The 21,361-nt window shown below is 65.6% G+C and carries 22 protein-coding genes and 1 pseudogene; 13 read left to right on the top strand and 10 right to left on the bottom strand.

What is annotated here, in order from left to right:
- On the top strand, nucleotides 1-193 hold a 193-nt coding region (locus ACFFUC_RS05115; RefSeq protein ID WP_377684146.1), incomplete at its 5' end, for a hypothetical protein.
- Between the two features lie 196 nt (nucleotides 194-389).
- Here the strand turns inward: ACFFUC_RS05115 and ACFFUC_RS05110 are convergent.
- From ACFFUC_RS05110 to ACFFUC_RS05095, 4 genes are all read right to left on the bottom strand, one after another.
- The gene (locus ACFFUC_RS05110; protein WP_377684164.1) at nucleotides 390-1,175 is read right to left on the bottom strand and encodes a crotonase/enoyl-CoA hydratase family protein; all 786 of its coding nucleotides are present in this window, start codon (nucleotides 1,173-1,175) and stop codon (nucleotides 390-392) included.
- Nucleotides 1,176-1,179: 4 nt separating this feature from the next.
- A complete protein-coding gene (locus ACFFUC_RS05105) occupies nucleotides 1,180-2,061 on the bottom strand; it encodes a hydroxymethylglutaryl-CoA lyase (RefSeq protein ID WP_377684144.1) in 882 nt (293 codons plus the stop codon).
- A complete protein-coding gene (locus ACFFUC_RS05100; RefSeq protein ID WP_377684142.1) occupies nucleotides 2,054-3,997 on the bottom strand; it encodes an acetyl/propionyl/methylcrotonyl-CoA carboxylase subunit alpha in 1,944 nt (647 codons plus the stop codon). Before ACFFUC_RS05100 ends, ACFFUC_RS05105 begins: the two co-directional genes overlap by 8 nt.
- A gap of 113 nt (nucleotides 3,998-4,110) precedes the next feature.
- Nucleotides 4,111-5,715 (bottom strand): carboxyl transferase domain-containing protein, encoded by a 1,605-nt coding sequence (locus ACFFUC_RS05095; RefSeq protein WP_377684140.1) that lies wholly within the window; start codon nucleotides 5,713-5,715, stop codon nucleotides 4,111-4,113.
- 203 nt (nucleotides 5,716-5,918) lie between these two features.
- Between ACFFUC_RS05095 and ACFFUC_RS05090 the strand changes: the two genes are divergently transcribed.
- Nucleotides 5,919-6,551 (top strand): OmpW/AlkL family protein, encoded by a 633-nt coding sequence (locus ACFFUC_RS05090; protein ID WP_377684139.1) that lies wholly within the window; start codon nucleotides 5,919-5,921, stop codon nucleotides 6,549-6,551.
- Nucleotides 6,552-6,658: 107 nt separating this feature from the next.
- Here ACFFUC_RS05090 and ACFFUC_RS05085 read toward each other — a convergent pair whose 3' ends face one another.
- From ACFFUC_RS05085 to ACFFUC_RS05075, 3 genes are all read right to left on the bottom strand, one after another.
- Nucleotides 6,659-7,180 (bottom strand): lysozyme inhibitor LprI family protein, encoded by a 522-nt coding sequence (locus ACFFUC_RS05085; RefSeq protein ID WP_377684137.1) that lies wholly within the window; start codon nucleotides 7,178-7,180, stop codon nucleotides 6,659-6,661.
- Nucleotides 7,177-8,337 carry an isovaleryl-CoA dehydrogenase gene (locus tag ACFFUC_RS05080; protein ID WP_377684135.1) on the bottom strand — a complete coding sequence of 387 codons (1,161 nt, stop codon included), beginning with the start codon at nucleotides 8,335-8,337 and terminating at the stop codon, nucleotides 7,177-7,179. Before ACFFUC_RS05080 ends, ACFFUC_RS05085 begins: the two co-directional genes overlap by 4 nt.
- A gap of 121 nt (nucleotides 8,338-8,458) precedes the next feature.
- A complete protein-coding gene (locus ACFFUC_RS05075; RefSeq protein ID WP_377684133.1) occupies nucleotides 8,459-8,710 on the bottom strand; it encodes a hypothetical protein in 252 nt (83 codons plus the stop codon).
- A 122-nt stretch (nucleotides 8,711-8,832) separates the two neighbouring features.
- Here ACFFUC_RS05075 and ACFFUC_RS05070 point away from each other — a divergent pair, with 122 nt between their 5' ends.
- The 3 genes from ACFFUC_RS05070 (at nucleotide 8,833) to cbiB (ending at nucleotide 11,081) form a co-directional block, all read left to right on the top strand.
- Nucleotides 8,833-9,417: a hypothetical protein gene (locus ACFFUC_RS05070; protein WP_377684131.1), complete on the top strand. Its 585-nt coding sequence runs from the start codon at nucleotides 8,833-8,835 to the stop codon at nucleotides 9,415-9,417.
- 153 nt (nucleotides 9,418-9,570) lie between these two features.
- Complete coding sequence (locus tag ACFFUC_RS05065; protein WP_377684129.1) at nucleotides 9,571-10,110, top strand: histidine phosphatase family protein; 540 nt, start codon at nucleotides 9,571-9,573, stop codon at nucleotides 10,108-10,110.
- Nucleotides 10,111-10,127: 17 nt separating this feature from the next.
- The gene (gene cbiB / locus ACFFUC_RS05060) at nucleotides 10,128-11,081 is read left to right on the top strand and encodes an adenosylcobinamide-phosphate synthase CbiB (protein WP_377684127.1); all 954 of its coding nucleotides are present in this window, start codon (nucleotides 10,128-10,130) and stop codon (nucleotides 11,079-11,081) included.
- Between the two features lie 83 nt (nucleotides 11,082-11,164).
- On the opposite strand, the gene hemC is transcribed toward cbiB, so the two are convergent.
- A complete protein-coding gene (gene hemC / locus ACFFUC_RS05055; protein WP_377684125.1) occupies nucleotides 11,165-12,097 on the bottom strand; it encodes a hydroxymethylbilane synthase in 933 nt (310 codons plus the stop codon).
- A gap of 86 nt (nucleotides 12,098-12,183) precedes the next feature.
- Between hemC and hemE the strand changes: the two genes are divergently transcribed.
- The 3 genes from hemE (at nucleotide 12,184) to ACFFUC_RS05040 (ending at nucleotide 15,831) form a co-directional block, all read left to right on the top strand.
- A complete protein-coding gene (hemE, locus tag ACFFUC_RS05050; RefSeq protein ID WP_377684123.1) occupies nucleotides 12,184-13,212 on the top strand; it encodes a uroporphyrinogen decarboxylase in 1,029 nt (342 codons plus the stop codon).
- 102 nt (nucleotides 13,213-13,314) lie between these two features.
- Entirely contained in the window at nucleotides 13,315-14,196 is an 882-nt protein-coding gene (locus ACFFUC_RS05045) for an EamA family transporter (RefSeq protein WP_377684122.1), read from the top strand.
- A gap of 105 nt (nucleotides 14,197-14,301) precedes the next feature.
- On the top strand, nucleotides 14,302-15,831 hold the full coding sequence (locus ACFFUC_RS05040; protein WP_377684120.1) for an ATP-dependent DNA helicase: 1,530 nt from the start codon (nucleotides 14,302-14,304) through the stop codon (nucleotides 15,829-15,831).
- A gap of 36 nt (nucleotides 15,832-15,867) precedes the next feature.
- Here ACFFUC_RS05040 and ACFFUC_RS05035 read toward each other — a convergent pair whose 3' ends face one another.
- Both ACFFUC_RS05035 and ACFFUC_RS05030 read right to left on the bottom strand, forming a co-directional pair.
- Nucleotides 15,868-16,680 carry an EcsC family protein gene (locus ACFFUC_RS05035; RefSeq protein WP_377684118.1) on the bottom strand — a complete coding sequence of 271 codons (813 nt, stop codon included), beginning with the start codon at nucleotides 16,678-16,680 and terminating at the stop codon, nucleotides 15,868-15,870.
- Between the two features lie 219 nt (nucleotides 16,681-16,899).
- Nucleotides 16,900-17,376, bottom strand: a pseudogene (locus ACFFUC_RS05030) (GNAT family N-acetyltransferase); the annotation flags it as partial.
- 502 nt (nucleotides 17,377-17,878) lie between these two features.
- Here ACFFUC_RS05030 and ACFFUC_RS05025 point away from each other — a divergent pair.
- The 5 genes from ACFFUC_RS05025 (at nucleotide 17,879) to ACFFUC_RS05005 (ending at nucleotide 21,345) form a co-directional block, all read left to right on the top strand.
- Nucleotides 17,879-18,427 carry an adenine phosphoribosyltransferase gene (locus ACFFUC_RS05025; RefSeq protein WP_377684116.1) on the top strand — a complete coding sequence of 183 codons (549 nt, stop codon included), beginning with the start codon at nucleotides 17,879-17,881 and terminating at the stop codon, nucleotides 18,425-18,427.
- A 112-nt stretch (nucleotides 18,428-18,539) separates the two neighbouring features.
- Nucleotides 18,540-19,490, top strand: coding sequence for a 4-hydroxy-3-methylbut-2-enyl diphosphate reductase (ispH, locus tag ACFFUC_RS05020; RefSeq protein WP_377684114.1), 951 nt, complete (start codon nucleotides 18,540-18,542; stop codon nucleotides 19,488-19,490).
- Between the two features lie 59 nt (nucleotides 19,491-19,549).
- Nucleotides 19,550-20,164 carry a glutathione S-transferase family protein gene (locus ACFFUC_RS05015; protein ID WP_377684112.1) on the top strand — a complete coding sequence of 205 codons (615 nt, stop codon included), beginning with the start codon at nucleotides 19,550-19,552 and terminating at the stop codon, nucleotides 20,162-20,164.
- A 54-nt stretch (nucleotides 20,165-20,218) separates the two neighbouring features.
- On the top strand, nucleotides 20,219-20,689 hold the full coding sequence (gene rnhA / locus ACFFUC_RS05010) for a ribonuclease HI (protein WP_377684110.1): 471 nt from the start codon (nucleotides 20,219-20,221) through the stop codon (nucleotides 20,687-20,689).
- A complete protein-coding gene (locus ACFFUC_RS05005; protein ID WP_377684108.1) occupies nucleotides 20,689-21,345 on the top strand; it encodes a trimeric intracellular cation channel family protein in 657 nt (218 codons plus the stop codon). The genes rnhA and ACFFUC_RS05005 overlap by 1 nt, the downstream gene beginning before the upstream one ends.
- Nucleotides 21,346-21,361: the final 16 nt, after the last annotated feature.

Here is a 21,361-nt window from a genome sequence, read left to right as displayed (position 1 = left end):
AGGCTTCAGGCTTCAGGCTTCAGGCTTCAGGCTTCAGGCTTCAGGCTTCAGGCTTCAGGCTTCAGGCTTCAGGCTTCAGGCTTGGAAAAATCCGCTTCCCGCGCAATCGGCAATCCGAAATCGCACGCGACGCCTCCCCATTCCGTTCGCGGCCGTCATCCCGTTCCCCGCCACATCGGCCGTGAAGCAATGACCAACCCGCGCCAAGCTTGGCGGGGTCAATATGATCATGCAGACCGATCAGCCGCCCGCGATCGCGCCCATCGCACGCCCTGTCACAAAACGATCAGGGCAGCGAAACCACCCCCGCCAGCGCAACCGACAGATCTGCGCCAAGGCACCGGCCGATCCGCCGCCCACCAAGGCAATCCCTGCGACACCACCCGCGCTCAGCCCTGTTGCCAGCGCGGCTTTTCCTTGGCGAAGAAGGCCTCGATGCCGTGGCGCGCCTCGTCGTCTTCCCAAACTGCCACAAGCGCCTCGATCGAATGTTCGATCTCCGCCGCGCCGATCGGCGGGCCGAGGCGGCGGGCGAGGCGTTTGGCCGCGCCCACGGCTTTGGGCGCGGTCGAAAGATAGGGGACAACCTCGGCCTCGATCGCGGCGTCAAGCGCCCCGGGCTCGTGACTCGCCGCCAGAAGGTTCAGCGAGACCGCCTCTTCGCTGCCGAAGACCCGCCCCGACATGAAGACGCGCCGCGCCTTGTTCTCGCCCATCCGCGCGAGAACATAGGGACCAATCGTGGCGGGGATCAGGCCGAGCCGCGTCTCGGTCAGGGCAAAGCGCGCGCCATGCGCGGCAATCGCGACATCGCAGACCGAGATCATGCCGACACCGCCGCCGAAAGCATTGCCCTGCACCCGCCCGATCAGGGGTTTGGGCATCTCGTTCAATGCATGAAGCATCATCGCAAGCGCCCTCGCGCCCGCCCGCCTTGTCGGCGCGTCTGCCTCGATCTGGGCGCGCATCCAGCCCAGATCACCGCCCGCACAGAAGCTTTGCCCCTCGGCGGCAAGGATGACGGCGCGAATGCCCGCATCCTGTCCCAGATGCACCGCCGCCTGCGTCAACTCGTCGATCATGGCTGCCGAAAGCGCGTTGTGTTTCTCGGGGCGCGCGAGCCAGAGCGTGGCGATGCCGCGGTCGTCGCGCGCGATGCGGATCGTCTCGAACAGGGGATCAGACATCGGGGCCTCCGCTGCGGATGGCGCGGGCATAATCGGCGGCCTGTGCCACGGCGTCAAGGTCCAGCCCGCTGTCATAGCCGAGATTGGCGAGATGGGCCGCGACTTTCTCGCTCGCGACATTGCCCGCGGCACCGGGCGCATAGGGGCATCCGCCCAAGCCCCCCACCGCCGCATCAAAGACCCGCAGGCCGCGCGACAGCGAGACGTCGATATTGTCGAGCGCCCAGCCGCCGGTATCGTGGAAATGCCCCGCGAGCTTTTCGGCGGGCATCTCGCCCAGAACCGCCGAGAGCATGGCATCGACCCGTTCGGGCAGGCCGCGGCCCAATGTCTCGCCGAGACTGATTTCGTAACAGCCCAGCTCGCGCAGTCTGGCCACGACACGCGCCACCTGTTCGGGGGCGACCTCGCCCTCGTAGGGGCAATCGGTCACGACGCTGACATAGCCGCGCACGGGAATGCCGTCCTCTTTGGCGGCGGCGACGATCGGGGCGAAACGGGCGAGGCTTTCCTCGATCGAGGCATTGAGGTTGGCGCGCGAGAAACTTTCCGTCGCGCTGCCGAAAATTGCGACTTCGCCCGCGCGTGCGGCGCGGGCGGCAAGATAGCCCTGCATGTTCGGGGTCAGCGCGGCATAGCTGACCGCAGGATTGCGCGCGATCCCCGCCATGACCGCCGCGGCATCGCCCATTTGCGGCACCCATTTCGGCGAGACGAAGCTGGTGACCTCGATGCGGCGATAGCCCGCGCCCGAGAGCAGGTCGACCAGAGCGATTTTCTCGGCGGTCGGGATCTGGCGTTTTTCGTTCTGGAGCCCGTCTCGCGGGCCCATCTCGAAGATCTCGACCTTTTGGGGTGCGGCGGGATCAGGCATCGGCTTGCTCCTCTTCGAGACGGATCAGCGCGGCACCGGCCTCGACCTGATCACCGGCCTTGGCCAGAACCTCGGCGACGATCCCGTCGCGGGCGGCCGTCAAAGTATGCTCCATCTTCATCGCTTCGAGAACGGCCAGCGGATCACCCGCCGCAACCGTCTGTCCTGCGGTGACGAAGACCGCGCGCACAAGGCCCGGCATCGGCGAAAGCGTCAGTCCGCCGCCGGTCTCGGACCCGCCGCGCGCCAAAGGATCGAGCGGCACGAGATGGAGGTGGCGCGCCCCGAACACGCTGACCCCCGCCGCATGGGCGACAATGCGCGCCTTGTGCGGACGCCCGTCGATCCACCAGCCGCCGTTGCGGAAGGCGAGATCATGGTGCTGCTCCGCGATCGTCACCCGCGCAGAGATGGCCGAATCCAGCGCCAAAAGCGCGCTGCCGCCCTGCCAGTCGATGCGCCGCGCCAAAGGCTGCCACAGCGCAACGCCGAGATCGCCGGACGCGGCCGGATCGGGCCAGGCCAGACCGGCAAGCCCCAGCACGCCGAGCGCGAGATCGCGGGGATCGGCGGGGGCTTCGGCGGTCAGCGCCTCGAGATCGCGCGCGATCAGGCCGGTATCGACTTCGCCCTGCCGGAAGCCCGCATGGCGGGTCAGCGCGATCAGGAAATCGAGATTGGTGACCGAGCCCGCCACCTCGGTATCCTCGAGCGCGGTTTCGAGGCTTTTGAGCGCGCTGCCCCGCGTCGGCCCCCAGGTCACGACTTTGGCGATCATCGGATCATACCAAGGGCTGATCACATCGCCGGTGCGCACGCCGGTTTCGATCCGCGCGGTGTCGGGAAAGGCGAGATGCGAGAGCGTGCCGGTCGCGGGCAGGAAACCTGCGGGGACATCCTCTGCGTAAAGGCGCGCCTCGAAAGCATGGCCGCGGACCCTGATCTGGTCCTGCTTTGCGGGCAGGCTCTCGCCGCTGGCGACGCGGAGCTGCCATTCGACCAGATCGATGCCGGTGATCATCTCGGTGACGGGATGTTCGACCTGAAGGCGGGTGTTCATCTCCATGAACCAGAAGCCGTCGGGGCGCAGGCCGTTGCTGCCGTCGACGATGAATTCGATCGTTCCCGCACCCGCATAGCCGATCGCCTCGGCGGCGCGTACGGCTGCGGCCCCCATGGCGGCGCGGAATTCTGCGGTCATGCCCGGTGCGGGGGCTTCCTCGATGACCTTCTGGTGGCGGCGCTGGAGCGAGCAGTCGCGTTCGTAAAGATGGACCGCCGACGTGCCGTCGCCGAAGACCTGCATCTCGATATGGCGCGGTTTCGGGATGTATTTCTCGATCAGCACATCGGGATTGGCGAAAGCGGTCTCGGCCTCGCTGCGCGCCGAGGCTAGCGCCGCCGCAAAGGCCTGAGGCTCTTCGACGAGGCGCATGCCTTTGCCGCCGCCCCCCGCCACGGCCTTGATCAAGACCGGATAGCCGATCGCTTCGGCCTGTTCGGCAAGGTGGTCGCCGTCCTGATTTTTGCCGTGATAGCCCGGAACGACGGGCACGCCCGCCGCTTCCATCAGGGCTTTGGCGGCGTCTTTCAGGCCCATTTTGCGGATCGCGCTGCTCGAGGGGCCGATGAAGACCAGCCCCGCCGCCGTGACCGCATCGACGAAATCGGGATTTTCGCTGAGGAAACCGTAGCCGGGATGAATGGCCTGCGCGCCGGTTTGCAAGGCGGCTTCGATGATGCGCGCGCCTTGGAGGTAGCTGTCCTTGGGGGCGGGTCCGCCGATCGGGACGGCCTCGTCGGCCATGGCGACATGGCGCGCGTCGCGGTCGGCGTCGGAAAAGACCGCGACGCTGCGCAGGCCCAGACGGCGGGCGGTATCGATGATGCGGCAGGCGATTTCGCCGCGGTTGGCGATCAGGATCTTGTCAAACATCGCTCACCTTTCCGGGGGCCAAGCGGGCGCCTGCGGGGAACGCAGGACGGGGGTATTGGGGTGATGAAGAAAACGGGAGGCGGGTGCGGGCAATCGGGTCCGTCATCGCGGCCTCACATCCGGAAGACGCCGAAACGCGTCGGCTCGATTGGTGCGTTGAGGCTGGCGCGCAGCGACAGGGCGAGGATCCGGCGGGTTTTTCTCGGGTCAATGATGCCGTCGTCCCAGAGCCGTGCCGAGGCATAGAGCGGGTGGGACTGGCGCTCGAACATCTCGATGGTGGGACGTTTGAATTCGGCTTCGTCTTCGACGCTCCAGCTGCCGCCCGCGCGTTCAATCCCGTCGCGTTTGACGGTGGCGAGCACGCCTGCCGCCTGTTCGCCCCCCATGACCGAGATGCGGCTGTTGGGCCAGCTCCAGAGGAAGCGCGGCGAATAGGCACGCCCCGACATGCCGTAGTTTCCGGCCCCGAAAGAGCCGCCGACCAGCATGGTGATTTTGGGCACATTGGTCGTCGCCACCGCCGTCACCATTTTCGCGCCATGCCGTGCGATGCCTTCGCTTTCATATTTGCGCCCGACCATGAAGCCGGTGACGTTTTGCAAGAAAATCAGCGGAATGTTGCGCTGGCTGCACAATTCGATGAAATGCGCGCCCTTCTGGGCGGCCTCGGAAAAGATCACGCCGTTATTGGCGATGATGCCGACGGGGCAGCCTTCGATATGGGCAAAGCCTGTCACGAGGGTTTCGCCGAACCGCGCCTTGAACTCGTCAAAGCGCGAGCCGTCGACCGTGCGGGCGATGACCTCGCGGATGTCGTAGGGCGTTTTGAGATCGGCGGGCACGACGCCCAAGATCTCTTCGGGGTCATAGGCGGGCTCTTCGGGCGATTGCCAGAGCACGGTTTGCGGGCGTTGGCGGTTGAGGTGGCTGACGGCCTGACGGGCAAGCGCCAGAGCATGGGCATCATCCTCGGCCAGATAATCGGCCACGCCCGAAAGCCGCGTATGGGTATCGCCGCCGCCGAGATCCTCGGCTGAAACCACCTCGCCCGTTGCCGCGCGCACAAGAGGGGGGCCCGCCAGAAAGATCGTACCCTGATTGCGCACGATGATCGTCACATCCGACATCGCGGGTACATAAGCGCCGCCCGCCGTGCTGGACCCCATCACCACCGCGATCTGGGGAATGCCTTTGGCGCTCATGCGGGCCTGATTGTAGAAGATGCGGCCGAAATGGTCGCGGTCGGGGAAGACCTCGTCCTGATTGGGCAGGTTCGCACCGCCCGAATCGACCAGATAGATGCAGGGAAGCGCGCATTCCTCGGCGACTTCCTGCGCCCGCAGGTGTTTCTTCACGGTCATCGGGTAATAGGTGCCGCCTTTGACCGTCGCGTCATTGGCGACGATCATGACATCCTGCCCCATGACGCGACCGATCCCCGCGATCACGCCCGCGCCGGGGGCCGCGTCCCCGTACATGCCATGCGCAGCCGTCGCGCCGATTTCCAGAAACGGGCTGCCCGCGTCCAGCAGGTTCGCAACCCTTTCGCGCGGCGGCATTTTCCCGCGCGAGACGTGACGCTCCATCGCTTTTTCTCCGCCACCCGCAGCAGCGGCCATGGCCGCATTCCGCACGGTGTCGAGCATGGCGAGATGGGCCTCGCGATTGGCGCGAAAGCTGTCGGAACCGGTCAGGGCGGCAGAGGTCAGCTTCATGCTGGGGGCCTTTCGATGGCAGGGATCAAGGATGGATAGCGCGCATTCCGCGCCGGATGTGACCTCGCGCAGCATGGGTCGCGCCCCGGTCGGCCGTGGCCGCGCGGGCCGGCTTGACATGGGTCAAGGCGGGCGCGGGCAAAGGCGGGCAAACGGGGGGTGTTCGAGGAACAAATCGCGTAACAAGAAGAAGGCACATCGTCATGAAAGCCCTTTCCCTGCAGACTCTTTCCCTCGCGGGCGCCGCACTGCTCGCTTTGTCGCCGGCCGCGCCGGTTCAGGCGCAATCGGCGGGAGACTGGACCGTTGGCGTCGGCATCGCCAATGTCGCGCCGGTGGATAATCCCGGCACGCTCGAGGGCGGTCTCAAGACCAGCATCGGCAAAAATGCCCGCCCGACCCTGACCGTGGAATATTTCATCAAGGACAACCTCGGGATCGAGATTCTGGCCGCCACGCCCTTCAAACACGACATCAAGATCGACGGTTTGGGCCGCGTCGGAACCGTCAAGCAATTGCCGCCGGTCATCTCGCTTCAGGCGCATTTCGACACGAATACGCCCTTCAAGCCCTTCCTCGGCGTCGGCGTGAACTGGACGAGCTTCTTCTCGGAGAAATCCGAAGGCGCGCTCGCGGGCAGCAAGCTCGACGTCAAGCACAGCTTCGGCTTGGCGCTGCATGCCGGTACCGACTACCAGATCAACGAGCGCTCCGCGCTGCGAGCCGACATCCGCTGGATCGACATCAACAGCGACGTCCATCTGAACGGCAAGAAGATCGGCAAGGTCGAGGTCGATCCGCTGGTGGTCGGTGCCTCTTATGTCGTGAAGTTCTGATACCGCGCACCGACGGGCCGGAGGATCGCTCCGGCCTGTCGACCAAGCAACGAGGATGCGCCCCCCACCCCGCCTGTCCGCATCATGATGAGAGGGGCGCGTCATCTTCAGCCGTCCCGTCCGAGATAGCTTTCCAGAAACAGCACCTGACGGGCGGTCAGCACCAGCATGCAATTGGTCGAGGACGGACCCGCACCGGTGCCGCCGGACCATTGCGCCGCGTCGAAACGGCAGGCCGCATCGCGGTAGCCGATCCAGTTGCGCTGCATCTCCTTGAGCCATTGCGCGCGCTCCGGTTTGACGGCGGAGCCCAAGGCGGCCAGCTCGTCGTCGGCGGCCTTTTGCTCGGCCATCAGCGTGGCGTAGGTGCTGTTCAAGCGCCGGTCCCAATCATCACGCTCGGCACCCAGACATTGCACCATACCGGCCGTCGTCTGACCCGCAGGAAGCGCCATACAGGCGTCGGAGGCCGCTCCGATACAGGCCGAACGCGCCTCGGCCCCGGTTTTGCCCGCGAGGCAGGCGGTCAGGAGCGCGCCGTCATATTGCGGTGCATCCTGCGCACGAAGCGCGCCTGCAGGGGCGGCCAAAGCGACAAGCAGCGCGGCTGCGACAAACCCGCCCCTCATGCCAGCACCATCAATTCGCGGCCGATCAACATGCGGCGGATTTCGCTGGTGCCTGCGCCGATCTCCATCAGCTTGGCATCGCGGAAAAGCCGGCTGACCACGCTATCGCTCAGGAAGCCCGCGCCACCCAAAGCCTGCACCGCCTGATGGGCCTGAACCATCGCCTGTTCGGAGGCGTAAAGGACCGCGCCCGCCGCATCCTGACGGGTCACACGGCCCGCATCGCAAGCCTTCGCGACCTCGTAGACATAGGCCCGCGCAGTATTGAGCGCGACATACATATCGGCCAGCTTGCCCTGCATCAGCTGGAAGGACCCGATCGGCTGGCCGAACTGCTTGCGCTCGCGCAGATAGGGGACAACCTCGTCAAGGCATGCCGCCATGATCCCGAGCCCGATCCCCGACAGCACCAACCGCTCGTAATCGAGGCCCGACATCAGGACGCGCACGCCCTTGCCTTCCTGACCGAGGATGTTTTCGGCGGGGATCTCGCAATTCTCGAAGATCAGCTCGCCGGTATTCGAGCCGCGCATCCCGAGCTTGTCGAAATGCGGCCCCGTGGAAAAGCCTTTCATGCCGCGCTCGACGATGAAGGCGGTGATGCCCTTGCTGCCGGCCTCGGGGTCGGTTTTGGCATAAACGACCAAAGTGTCGGCGTCGGGGGCGTTGGTGATCCAGTATTTGTTGCCGTTCAGAACATAGCTGTCGCCGCGTTTCTCGGCGCGCAGCTTCATCGAGACGACATCGCTGCCTGCGCCTTCTTCGGACATGGCCAGAGCGCCCACCGCCTTGCCCGAACACAGGTCCGGCAGGTATTTCGCGCGCTGCGCATCGGTACCGTTCAGCTTGATCTGATTGACGCACAGGTTCGAATGCGCGCCATAAGAGAGGCTGATCGAGGCCGAAGCCCGCGCGATTTCCTCGGTCGCGATCGTATGGGCCAGATAGCCCATCCCCGCCCCGCCCCATTGTTCGGGGACCGTGATGCCCAAAAGGCCGAGCTCGCCGAATTCGGGCCAAAGCGCGTTGGGGAAGGCATTGTCCTTGTCGGTTGCCGCCGCGAGCGGCTTGATGCGGTCTTGCGACCAGCGGTGGACCATGTCGCGAAGCGCGTTCACGTCCTCGCCCAGATCGAATTCCATCCCTGCCGTGAACATGCGCGCAGCCCCTTTTATTGAACGGTTGTTCATTTAAAATATGCAGGAAGTAACAAGCTTCCGTCAAGGGCCGCAATTGTCCTTCCAAAGCCGATTATGGCGGCAACCGGCAAAGTTTGGCTTATGGTTTTTGCGCCATCCTCCGCAACGGGATGCAGCCTGCATCCTGCCGCAGGCGACGCCGCCAGAGCGCGACTGCCGCCACGAAGCCGCCCGCATGAGGGGTAAAACTCACCCCAGACGTACAGAACATCTTGCCGGCTTTCGCTCCGCCATAGACCACCCCGCTTTGCGCGCGGAAATCCACGACCAAAGGCGCACTATCCAAAGCCAGCAAAATCCCCCCGCCCTCAAAGGCCGCAAACCGCTTCATGCTTGGAATTCTTGACACAAGTGCAATTCGGGCTCACCTTTGGCAGGTCCGGCACCACAGAATGCACCGATACCGGCCCGAAGCCGCCACACAACCTTCGCTTGAATAGACATCGAGGAAGAATGGCCACCGCTACGCATCTCAGCCTGCTGCACACCGCTTTGCCGCAGGGCTCCGCCCTTTCGATGCCAGAGACCCTTTCCGCGCTTGAACGCAGCCTGCGTCTCGCGTCGGACGCGCTGCGGCGCTGGCAGATCACCGCGATGGAACAGGCGGGACAGCCCGGACTCTCGCCGCTCGAGATCGCGATTTTGCTCGATCTTGCAGAACATAACCAGGCGCGCAGCTTTATCGAGCTTTGTCTGGCGACCGCCACGACGGAGCCCCATCTCGCCCATTACGCTTTGCGCCGTCTGCGCCAGTTCGGCAAGATCCAGACCGGCCGGCGCGGCAAGGAAAAGACCATCGCGCTCAGCGAATGCGGCCGCAAGCTTTGCGCGGGGTTCCAGCAACTGAGAGGCGATACTGTCGATGCGCTGAGCGGCCATGCCGTCCCCCCAGAAGACCTCCCGCAGCTGATCGACGCGTTGGCGCGCATGAGCGCGCTTTACGAACACGCCGGACAGGACGGCGCCGCCGAGGCAATCGCACGCGGTCACCAACGCGTGGACAGGGATGCGTCGGTGACGGTAGACGACCGCCCCTGACGCAGCCGCTTTGCCGCACGCACAGTCCGCAAATACGAAAACGCGGAGGCGGGTACTGGCAGAGTGTGGCCGCTTGGGTCATTGTGGCGGCGATGCCCCGCTCGGGCATCTCCCGAATGAAAGCGACGCGCCGGAACCACGGATGCAAACCACATGAGACTCTGCCTCCTGCGCCACGCCCCCCTTCCGGCAGGTTCCGGACTGGCGGGACGGCGCGATCTTTCCGCGCATTTCCCCGATCCCGCTGCGCTCGAAGCGCTGAAGTCCCGCCTTGCGCGCGAGAGCTTCGACCATATCTGGTCGAGTCCGGCCAAGCGCTGCCGCGAGACCTGTGCGGCGCTCGGGGTCTCGCCCGTCATCCAGCCCGATCTGTGGGAGCAAAGCTTCGGCGCATGGGAGGGGCTCGCCCCCGACCAGATTTGCGACCTCGGCCCGCTTTCGACCGAGGCGCTGGCCGCCCATTGCCCGCCAGAGGGCGAGAGTTTTCTGCAAATGGCGGCGCGGGTCCGGCCCATGCTCGAGGCGGCGAGCGGCACGACCCTGATCGTCGCCCATGCCGGAACCGTACGCGCGGCACTGGCCATGGTGGTCGGACCCGCCGCTCTTTCCTTTTCTGTCGCACCGTTATCTCTGAGCGTGCTTGACGGCACGGTCGGTAGCTGGTCCATCGGCAGCGTTAACTGGACCGGCTGAAAAGCAAACGGAGCAGCATGGAATTCCTGCAAAACACCCTGATCACGGCACTGGTCGCCCTGATCCTCGACATGGCTATCGGCTGGCCGGATGCCCTGTACCGGCGCATCGGCCATCCGGTAACGTGGTTGGGCCGACTCGTTTCGGCACTCGACCGGCGGCTCAACCAAGGCGGCGGCCGTCTCGCGAAAGGCGTGATCGCCAGTCTGGTCACGATTGCGGCCGCGACCCTGCCCGTCGTCGCTTTGACCGTGCTGATCAGTCCCCTGCCCTACGGCGCGGTCATTCTGGGCGTACTCGCATGGCCGCTGGTGGCGAGCCGCTCGCTTTACGATCATGTCGATGCGGTCGCCCGCCCGCTTTCCGTCGGCAATATCGCCGATGCACGGCAGGCGGCGGCGATGATCGTCGGGCGCGATCTGGGTAACGAGCCGCCGCCGATCGCCCGCGCGGCGCTGGAAAGTCTGGCCGAGAACGCCTCGGACGGGGTGATCGCGCCGCTCTTTTGGGCCGCGCTGCTCGGCCTGCCGGGGATTGCCGCCTATAAGGCGATCAATACGCTGGATTCGATGATCGGCCATCTGACCGAGCGCCACAGCCTCTTCGGACGTTTCGCCGCGCGGCTCGACGATCTGGTCAACCTGCCCGCCTCGCGGCTGACCGGCTTGCTGATCGCTTTGTCGGCAGGCTCGACCGCGGCCCTCGGCGTGATGCGGCGCGATGCGGGCAAGCACCGCTCGCCCAACGCCGGCTGGCCCGAGGCCGCGATGGCGGGCGCGCTGCATGTGCGCCTCTCGGGGCCGCGCAGCTATGGCGGTCAGGTCACGCAGGAGCCTTGGCTAAACGAAGGCGCGCGCGATCCCGTCGCGGCCGATCTGCGCCGCGGGCTGGAGCATTACCGGCATGCCGTGATTTTGATGGGTTCGGTGATCACGAGCGCTTTGATCGTCATCGCACTGATCCGCATGTAAAAAAGCGGCCGGCCTTCTCGGGCCGGCCGCTTGGGATATCTGAAGCGGGCCGCGCGGCGCAGGATGCGCCTGCGCGGACCCGATCACCCCCAGTCGAAGAAATCCGCAGGCGCACGGTTGCGCAATTCGCGCGCGAGGTCGGCCCCCATGGCGGGACCATCCGCCACCGGACCGCGACGCTCGCCCGCGATGACTTCCGAGCCGTCTGGGCGCAGGATCTCGCCGCGCAGCCACAGGTTCTCGCCTTCCAAAACCGCAAGCCCCGCGATGGGCGTCTGGCACGAGCCGTCGAGCTCGGCAAGGAAGGCGCGCTCTGCCGCGACACGCAAACCGCTGTCGTGATCGGCGATCGGGGCCAGAAGGGCCGCGATGCGTGCATCATCGCTCCGGCGCTCGACGCCGATGCAGCCTTGGGCCACGGCGGGCAGCATTTCCTCGGGCTGGATCGGGCCGCGCGAGACATGGGTCATGCCCAGACGCGACAGGCCAGCCATGGCAAGGAAGGTCGCAACCGCAACGCCGTCTTCCAGCTTTTTCAGGCGGGTCTGCACGTTGCCGCGGAACTCGACCAGCTGCAGATCGGGGCGGCGCGCGGCCAGCTGCGCGCGGCGGCGCAGGCTGGACGAACCCACCACCGCACCCTGCGGCAGATCCGAGATCGACGCGTAATCACGGCTGACGAAAGCATCACGGACATCTTCGCGCGGAAGATAGCAGTCGATCACCAGACCCTCGGGCTGGATCGTCGGCATGTCCTTCATCGAATGGACGGCGATATCGATCTCGCCCGCGATCAGGGCATCCTCGATTTCGCGGGTGAACAGCCCCTTGCCGCCGATCTCTTTGAGGGCGCGGTCAAGGATGCGGTCGCCGGTGGTCTTGATGACCTCGATTTCGAAGGCATCCTCGGGCAGATCATGCGCGGCCATCAGCCGGGCACGGGTCTCGTGCGCCTGTGCAAGCGCCAGCACCGAGCCGCGCGTGCCGATGCGAAGGGGGCGGGAGGGGGTGGGCATCTGTTCCATAACTAGCGCCATACCCCCCTGCGGCAGACTTGACAACGGGGAGCGGCTGGCGATGAAGGGGTGACCAAGGAGATGACATGACCCGCAAGACCATGCTGCGTGCCCTCGCCGGCGAACGCCTGCCGACCCCGCCGATCTGGATGATGCGTCAGGCGGGCCGCTATCTACCCGAATATCGCGCGACCCGCGCCGAGGCGGGCGACTTTTTGTCGCTGTGCTACAACTCCGATCTGGCGGCCGAAGTGACGTTGCAGCCGATCCGGCGCTACGGCTTCGATGCCGCGATCCTTTTCGCCGATATCCTGCTTCTGCCGCAGGCGCTCGGATCGGATGTCTGGTTCGTGACCGGCGAGGGCCCGCGCCTCTCGACGATCACCGATGCCAAAGGCGTGGCCGATCTGCGCCCTGCCGCCGATGTCCACGAGAAGCTTTCCCCGATCTACGAGACGCTGCGCATCCTGCGCCGCGAGCTGCCGCAGGAAACCACGCTGATCGGTTTCGCAGGCGCGCCATGGACGGTTGCGACCTATATGGTCGCCGGTCGCGGCACGCCCGATCAAGCACCGGCCCATGCGTTCAAAGCGGCCGACCGCGCGGCTTTCTCCGCGCTGATCGACCGTATTGCCGACGGCACGATCGAATATCTGTCCGCGCAGGTCGAGGCGGGGGCCGAGGTGCTCAAGCTGTTCGACAGCTGGGCGGGTTCGCTTAAAGGGCAGGATTTCGACGATTTCGCGCTGGCTCCGGCCAAGAAAATCATCGCGGCGCTGAAGGCGCGCCACCCCGACACGCCGATCATCGCCTTCCCGCGCGAGGCCGGCCCGCGTTACGCAGGCTTTGCCAAGGCGACCGGCGCGGATGCGGTCGCGATCGACCAGTTCACCGATGCCGATTGGGCAGCGGCCGAAGTTCAAAAGGACGGCTGCGTTCAGGGCAACCTCGACCCGCGCTTGCTTGTCGAGGGCGGCCCGCGCCTCGTTTCCGAGACCAAGCGCATCGCCCAAGCCTTCTCGAACGGACCCCATATCTTCAACCTCGGCCACGGCATCACGCCCGACGCCGACCCCGAGAATGTCCATCGCATGATCGAGGCGATCCGCGGCTGAGCCCGCAAATCCAACTCCGCAAAGCCGGGCCCTCGGGTCCGGCTTTTTCGATCGCGCCCCTCCGCCAGGGCCCCCGAACTCCATCAAGACAAGGACCGCGTCATGGGCTGGATCATCGCCACATTGATCGCATCATTCGCGCAGACCGGCCGAAATGCCGCTCAGCGCCAATTGACCACCCAGATCGGCACGATGGGGGCGACGGCGGTGCGCTTTCTCTTCGGCCTTCCCTTTGCCGCGGCCTTTCTGGCGGTGCTGGCGCTCCGGGTCGATCTGCCGCGCCCCGACGCGACCGTGCTGGGCTGGGCGGCAATGGGGGCGCTGGCGCAGATCGGCGCAACGGCCCTGATGCTCCAGACGATGAACCTGCGCGGCTTCGGCGTGGTCACCGCCCTGATCAAGACAGAGCCCGTCACGCTTGCCCTGATCGGCGCGGTCATGCTGGCAGAACCGCTCGGGCCCGCGCGCATGGCCGCGATTGCGGTCGCGACCTCCGGGGTTGTTCTGATGTCGGGCGTCGATTGGCGGCAGGGCGGCTGGCGTCCCGTCGCGATGGGGATCGGCGCGGGACTGCTTTTCGGGCTCTCGGCGATCGGATTTCGCGGCGCGATCCTCGCCTTTCCCTCGGGCGATTACCTGACGCGCGCCAGTACGGCGCTGACGATCTCGCTGGTGATCCAGTCGGCGCTGGTCTTCGGCTGGCTTGCGCTGGCCGACCGCCCCGCCCTTGCCGGCATCCGCCGCCACTGGCGCGATTCGCTTGGCGCGGGCTTTCTGGGGGCCTTCGCCTCGCTTTTCTGGTTTCTGGGCTTCGCGCTGACCTCGGCCGCCAATGTCCGCACGCTCGCCCTGATCGAGGTGCCGCTGGCGCAGCTCGTCTCGGGCAAGATCTTTCGCCAGAAGGCTTCGGCGCGGCAGATGGCCGGCATGGGGCTGATCGTTCTGGGCGTGGCGGGACTGATCGCGGTCAGCACGGGCCTGTAACACGCGAGCGGAACGGGTGCCGAACGGGGCCACCACACGGGCCGATCCGCCGGAGCCGCACGGTTTCGCTTTGCGCCACAGGCGCGGGCAGGCTAACAGGGCTGCATGAGCTTGCCGACACTTTCCCTTGATCAGGCCGAGGCCTGGGACGCGCTGACCCTTCTGTTGCAGGAAGCGGGGATCGATCTGACCACCGAAGAGGTCATGCCCCCGACCGAAGGCAAGGGCCGCGTCATGGCGGTGATCGGCAAGGCGGGCTCGGGCAAGACGCTGTTGCTGGCCGAGCTGACCCGCGCGTTGCGCGATGTCGGCGTCGATATCGTCTCGGGCGATTACGAGGGCAAAAAGCACAAGGACCGCCGCACCGTCGCGGTTTTGGCGCCCACCAACAAGGCGGCTTTCGTTTTGCGCATGCGCGGCGTGCCCGCGACCACGATCCACCGCATCCTCTACACGCCGGTCTATGATCCCGAATACGAGCGGATCGCCGAATGGCTGGTGACCGGCGGCGAGCGCCCGAAAATCGCGGATCTCGCCGAAGAGGCGCTCGACCGTGCCAAGGCCTTCTACGAGATCCATGCCTCGATCCCCGGCGCACTGGCGGCGGCGGGCCTGCGCGGATCGGATTTCATCCAGGGCTGGAAACGGCGCGAAGACCCGCTCGACATCGGTTTGATCGACGAAAGCTCGATGCTGGACGAGCGCCAGTTCGACGATCTGCGCGAGATTTTTCCCGTGCTGGTGCTGTTTGGCGATCCCGCCCAGCTCGCGCCCGTCGGCCAATCGGGCGAGATGGTCTTCGACCGGCTTGCCAACAAGCAAAAGCTGATCCTCAACCGCATCCACCGTCAGGCCGACGACAGCCCGATCTTGGACCTCGCCCATGCGCTGGCCGATCCCCAGCTCGATTTCGCCTCCTTCGAGCGCATGATCCAGGACGCGGCGCGGCGCGATCCGCGCGTGGTCTGGGCCGAGCGGGTCGAAAGCGATCTGATGGCGCGCAGTCCGGTGCTTGTCTGGCGCAATGCGACGCGGGTGCGGCTGATTTCGGCTTTCCGCTCGGCCTATGGCGCGCCTGCCGATGCGCTTTTGCCCGGCGAGCCGTTGATTTGCGACGGGCTGGAACTGCCGCTCAAACACCGCAAGAAGCGCATCGATCTGGAAGCGCGCGGGCTGATCAAGGGCGCGCAGGTGATCTATCTCGGGCCGGGGCGCAAGCCGGGGTTTTCGCGGCTTCATGTCATCGGGGCCGAGGATCCGCGCCTTTCGGCCGCCTCGATCGTCAAGATCGAGATGCCCGATATCGAGGAACCCTTCATCCCCTTCGCGGCCAAGATGGGCGCGGCCTTCCTGCACGGAGCGGCAGTGACGATCCACAAGGCTCAGGGCAGCCAATGGCCCGATGTCCAGATTTTCGGCCCCGACATTTCGGCGGCGGCATGGTCGAACCGGACCGAGGCGGGGATTCCGCTGTGGAAACGTCTGGCCTATGTCGCGATCACCCGCGCGCAGGAACGTCTGCTCTGGGTGGTCAAGCCGCGGCTCGCACGGCCCTCGGGGCCGCTGTCGATCGATCACCTCGATGTACCGGCACCGGCGCTGGCGCTGGAAAGCGAAAGCGCGACCGAAGAATAGCCGCGCCTTCCCGCCCCCTGTCCCACCAAGCCCCGCCTAGCGGCGCGCGGCTTTGCGGGCCTCGCGGATCTGGTTCACCCGAAGCTCGAATGCCTCGCCCAGCGCGGCGCGCGGCAGGCCGGTTTCGACCGACAGACGCATCAGCCCGAAATGGACGCGGGCGAGTTCCTGATAATAGCGCGCGAATGTATAGTTGATCGTGGCGCCCGCCGCCGCGCCAAGGATCGGCGTCGCCTGCGCCGCGACCTTCTGGCCCAGCGAGATAGAAAGCTTGGGCGCGACCTTGGTGATCAGCCCCTGCACCGTCTGGCCGGTGATCGACAGACGCGCAGCCAAAAGCCCCAGATCGGTACCGTCATCCTCCTCGAGCGGGCCTGCCGTCGCGAAAATGCGCAGGGCCTCGACACGCACATCTTCGGAATCGGGATCAAAGCCGTGCTCGACGGCGATTTCCATAATGGCGCGCAGCAAAAGCGTAACCGTCAACGGCATTTCGATCAGCGCACCGGGCAAACCCGCAAGTCCGCCCGCCGCCCCCGATGCAGTGGAGAGCAGCCGGTTGAACCATTCGCCGCGATCCCCCACCATCCGGCGCGAGCGCGTCGCGGCATCGAAAGCGCGGTTGAGCGCGCCCAAGGTGATCTTGTCCATACGCTTGCGTACGACCGCGGGCAGCCGGTCGAGAAGCGTCTCGGCCTTGCCTCCGATCGCGGTCAAAAGATCCATGCCGATCCCGCCGGCATCAAGGTAGCGCGCGACCAGCCGGTCGATATCGCCATGAACCGTCGGATCGGTGATCGGCGGAAGGATGGTCTGTGCTTCGGTCACGGAATGGGTCTTGCCAGTCATTGCGGGCCTCGTCGTGGTTCCAGCGGAACGGCCGGACACGTTTTGTCGCGGCCCGTGTTGTGTCATGGCCCGTGTCGCGGTGCCAGCTCGGCCTTACGGGCGCGGGCGGACAGCGCCGGACACCGGAGCTTCCGTCGGGTCGACCTCGGCGCAAGCGGAGCGTTTGGCCTCCATCTTGCGGATCTCGGCCAGCCCTGCCAGCACGTCGGGCCGCGTCTCGCGCGTTACCGTTCCGGTGACATCAACCCAGCCCTGCGGCTGAAGTTCCAAACCCAGCACCCGATCGGGGTTGGTGGGCGGCGGCATTTCGACCCCCGAAAGCTTGGAGAAACCGAAGCGGCTGTAATAGGGCGCATCACCCACCAGCATGACCCGCGCCCAGCCCATTTCGCGCGCCCGCCCGAGACTTTCGCGCATGAGATAACCGCCCAAGCCCTCGCCCTGAGCGGTGGGATGGACCGCGACCGGCCCCAAAAGCAGCACGGGATGGCCGCCGACTTCGACCGGCCAATAGCGAATCGCCGCGATTACCGCATCGTCGCCGTTGCGCAACACGAGGCACAGCCCCGGAACAGGCGGCACCCCGTCGCGGAGTCGATAGGACGACAGGGCCGTCCGTCCCGGTGCAAAGCACAGGTCGTATAGGGCTTCGACTTCGGGCGTATCCGCCGGCGTCTCGGGGCAAAGTTCGTACATCCCGCCTCCCGCTTGGATCGGCCCGCCCTATCACGCAATTTTCTCAAGTCAAACCGGCAGGGACCGGTCTTGCGACAATCGGGGGCAGATCGGGCCAAATATTTACAATGCTGCGCAAAAACATGCCCAGAGGAATGCGCCATATCCGGCCTTTCGCCGCCAAGTGACCGTTCTTGCCCCTTGCACATCCGCCTCCCCCCCTGCTTTCGCATTGGCCGACCGCACGATGGCGGGGCGTAATCTCCCATGACAGGCGATCATCTCGGCCTGATGACAGGGCTTGACCGCAAGAGCCGCGAATCATCGCGGCGGGCGGGCCGAAACCGGTGCGACGCAGCATTTCTTCGCCGCAACCGGACCATCCCGCGCGCGGAACGGGTATGCATGGGCGCGAAGATTGCCTAAAAGGCCTTCGATCCGGCCTTTCCGTCACGGGCCGACTGGCGCCGCTGATCATCAGGCATTACATCGCCGTCCGCGAAACCTTTGAAATGGAGCCTCCATGAGCCTTCGCCACGAGCAAAAGACCGTCAGGGACTACATCCGCACGATCGTCGACTTTCCCAAGGAAGGGATCATCTTCCGTGATGTGACCACCCTGTTTCAGGATGCGCGCGGCTTCCGCATGGCGGTCGACCAGCTGCTGTCGCCCTATGCGGGCGAGCCGATCGACAAGGTCGTGGGCCTCGAGGCGCGCGGCTTCATCCTTGGCGGCGCCGTCGCGCACCAGCTCACCGTCGGCTTCGTGCCGATCCGCAAAAAGGGCAAACTGCCCGGCACGGTCCTGAGCGAGGCCTACCAGCTCGAATATGGCGAGGCCGTGATGGAGATCCATGACGACGCCATCAAACCGGGCGAGCGCGTGCTGATCGTCGACGATCTGCTCGCGACCGGCGGCACCGCAAAAGCCGCGATCCACCTGTGCGAACGTCTGGGCGCCGAAGTCGTCGGTTGCGCATTCGTGATCGACCTGCCCGATCTGGGCGGGCGCAAGCTGCTGGAAGACGGCGGCGTGGATGTCTATGCATTGACCTCGTTCGAGGGCGCGTAACCCTGCGCGCCTAGGCTTCGGCTCCGGCTGTCAGCGGCCGGACCCGAAGGTCCGATTTCGGCCCGATTCCGGCGAGGGCAAGCGTCCCTGCCCATTTTCCAAGGTGCGTGGCATGACCGACAAACCCGAAATGATGCTTTATCTCGCAGCGCCGCGCGGCTTTTGTGCCGGTGTCGACCGCGCGATCAAGATCGTCGAGATGGCGCTGCAGAAATGGGGCGCGCCGGTCTATGTCCGCCACGAAATCGTCCACAACAAATTCGTCGTCGACGGTTTGCGCGACAAGGGCGCGATCTTCGTCGAAGAGCTGTCCGAATGCCCCGACGACCGGCCGGTGATCTTTTCGGCCCATGGCGTCCCCAAGGCCGTCCCTGCCGAAGCCCGCTCGCGCGAGATGGTTTTCGTCGATGCGACCTGCCCGCTTGTCAGCAAGGTCCATGTCGAAGCCGAGCGCCATTTCGCTGCAGGGCTGCAAATGGTGATGATCGGCCATGAAGGCCACCCCGAGGTTCTGGGCACGATGGGCCAGCTTCCCGAGGGCGAGGTCCTTCTGGTCGAGACCGTCGAAGATGTCGCGGGGATCTCGCCCCGCGATCCGGCGAAACTGGCCTATATCACCCAGACCACCCTTTCGGTCGATGATACCGCCGCGATCGTTCTGGCGCTTCAGGCGCGGTTCCCCGCGATCGTCGGCCCCGCCAAGGAAGACATTTGCTACGCCACGACCAACCGGCAGGCCTCGGTCAAGGAAATCGCGCCCAAGATCGACGCTCTTCTGGTGATCGGCGCGCCGAACTCCTCGAATTCGCGGCGTCTGGTAGAAGTGGGCAAGGCGGCGGGCTGCGCCTATAGCCAGCTGGTCCAGCGCGCCGAACATATCGACTGGCGCGCCATCGAGGGCGCGCGTTCGGTCGGGGTGACGGCGGGGGCAAGCGCGCCCGAGGTTCTCGTCAACGAGGTCATCGACGCGTTCCGCGCCCGTTTCGATGTCACCGTCGAAATCGTCGAAACGGCGCGCGAGAATGTCGAGTTCAAAGTTCCGCGCGTCCTGCGCGAGGCTTGAGCGCCGCAAAGGTGGGGGCTCCGCCCCCGTCCTGCGGACTCCCCCGGGATATTTGAGGCATGAAAGAGATGAAGCTTTACTCGATGCCCTCCTCGGGCAACAGCTACAAGGTCCGGCTTTTGCTTGCTCTTTCGGGACGCGACTGCACGATCGTCGATGTCGAGGACAGCTCTGCCGAGATCGCCGCCGCCAAGGCCGCGGGGCGGCTGCCCTTCGGCAAAGCGCCGGTTCTGGAGCTGGACGACGGCCGGCTTTTGCCCGAATCCAATGCGATCCTGTGCTGGCTGGGCGAAGGTTCGGCGCTGGTTCCGCAGGATGCTTTTTCCCGTGCCGAGATGCTGTCCTGGATGTTTTGGGAGCAAAACCAGCATGAAGGCGTCGTCGCGGTTCGCGGGGCTTTGCGCTTCTATCCCGGCCGCGCCGCTCTTGCCACGCCCGAGCGCATGGCCGATCTTCTCGAGCGCGGCCATGCGCTTTTGGCCGTTATGGAGCAACGGTTGGCGGCGCATGACTGGCTGGCGGGCGAGCGCATGAGCCTCGCCGATATCGCGCTTTACGGCTATACCCATACCGCCGGCACGCGCGGCGGTTTCGACATGGCGCGTTTTGCCCGTATCAACGACTGGATCGCGCGGATCGCCGCTTTGCCCGGCTATGTCGGGCTTGATGGTTGACGCAACCCCTCTGCTGCCCGAGTTTGGGCAGGACAAGACGATAACGGAACGAATGTGACTGAACTTTACGCATGGACGGATGGGGCTTGCTCGGGCAATCCCGGCCCGGGTGGCTGGGGCGTACTCATGCGCGCCATGGACGGGGCCGAGATCGTCAAGGAGCGCGAGCTTTCGGGTGGCGAGGGTGACACGACCAACAACCGCATGGAGCTGATGGCGGCGATCTCCGCACTCGAGGCGCTGTCGCGTCCTGCGGCGATCACCATCACCACCGACAGCGCCTATGTGAAAAACGGCGTTACCCAATGGGTTCACGGCTGGAAGCGCAACGGCTGGAAAACCGCCGACCGCAAGCCGGTGAAGAATGTCGATCTGTGGCAGCGCCTCGAAGAGGCGCAGGCGCGCCACGACGTGACCTGGAAATGGATCAAGGGCCATGCCGGTCACGCCGAAAACGAGCGCGCCGACGAATTGGCGCGCGCGGGCATGGCACCCTTCAAGCCCGCCAAAGGCGCGGTGGCCTGATGCTCGCCGATGCCCAGCTCCTGCTGGACTATGCCAGCGTCTTCGTCTTCGCGCTGACCGGCGCACTGGTGGCGAGCCGCGGCCAGCTGGACATCGTGGGCTTCATCTTCTTCGCGGTTCTGACCGCCGTGGGTGGCGGGACGGTGCGCGATCTGCTGTTCGGGCGCGATGTCATCTTCTGGGTGGCGCGGCCGAGCCTGATCCTTGCCGCTGTCGCCGCCGCGATCATCGTCTTCTTCACCGCCCATTTGCTGGAAAGCCGTTACCGCGCGCTTTTGTGGTTCGATGCTTTGGCTTTGGCCGTGGCGGTCCCCGCCGGTGTCGATTTCGCGATCTCCGCGGGATATGGCGCGATCATCGTCACGATGGCCGGCGTGATCACCGCCAGCGCGGGCGGCCTGATGCGCGACGTCATCTCGAACGAGGTGCCGCTTTTGCTCAAACAGGGCGAACTCTATCTGACCGCAGCCTTTGGCGGTGCACTGGCCGCGCTGGCCTTTGACGCTTGCGGGCTGCCGCATGGCTGGGGCCTTATCGCCTGCGGGCTGGTGACCTTCGCGCTGCGTGCAGGCAGCATGGTCTGGGGCTGGAAACTGCCGGTCTATCGCTCCTCGCCGCCCAAGGTCATTCCGGGGATCGATCCGAACGAGCCGTAAGCGGCCCCGGCAAGCG

Origin of the sequence: Paracoccus cavernae (assembly GCF_042430175.1) — a bacterium.
GTDB lineage: Bacteria > Pseudomonadota > Alphaproteobacteria > Rhodobacterales > Rhodobacteraceae > Paracoccus > Paracoccus cavernae.
Note: the sequence above shows the minus strand (reverse complement) of the source record. Positions and strands in the feature narration are given on the sequence as shown.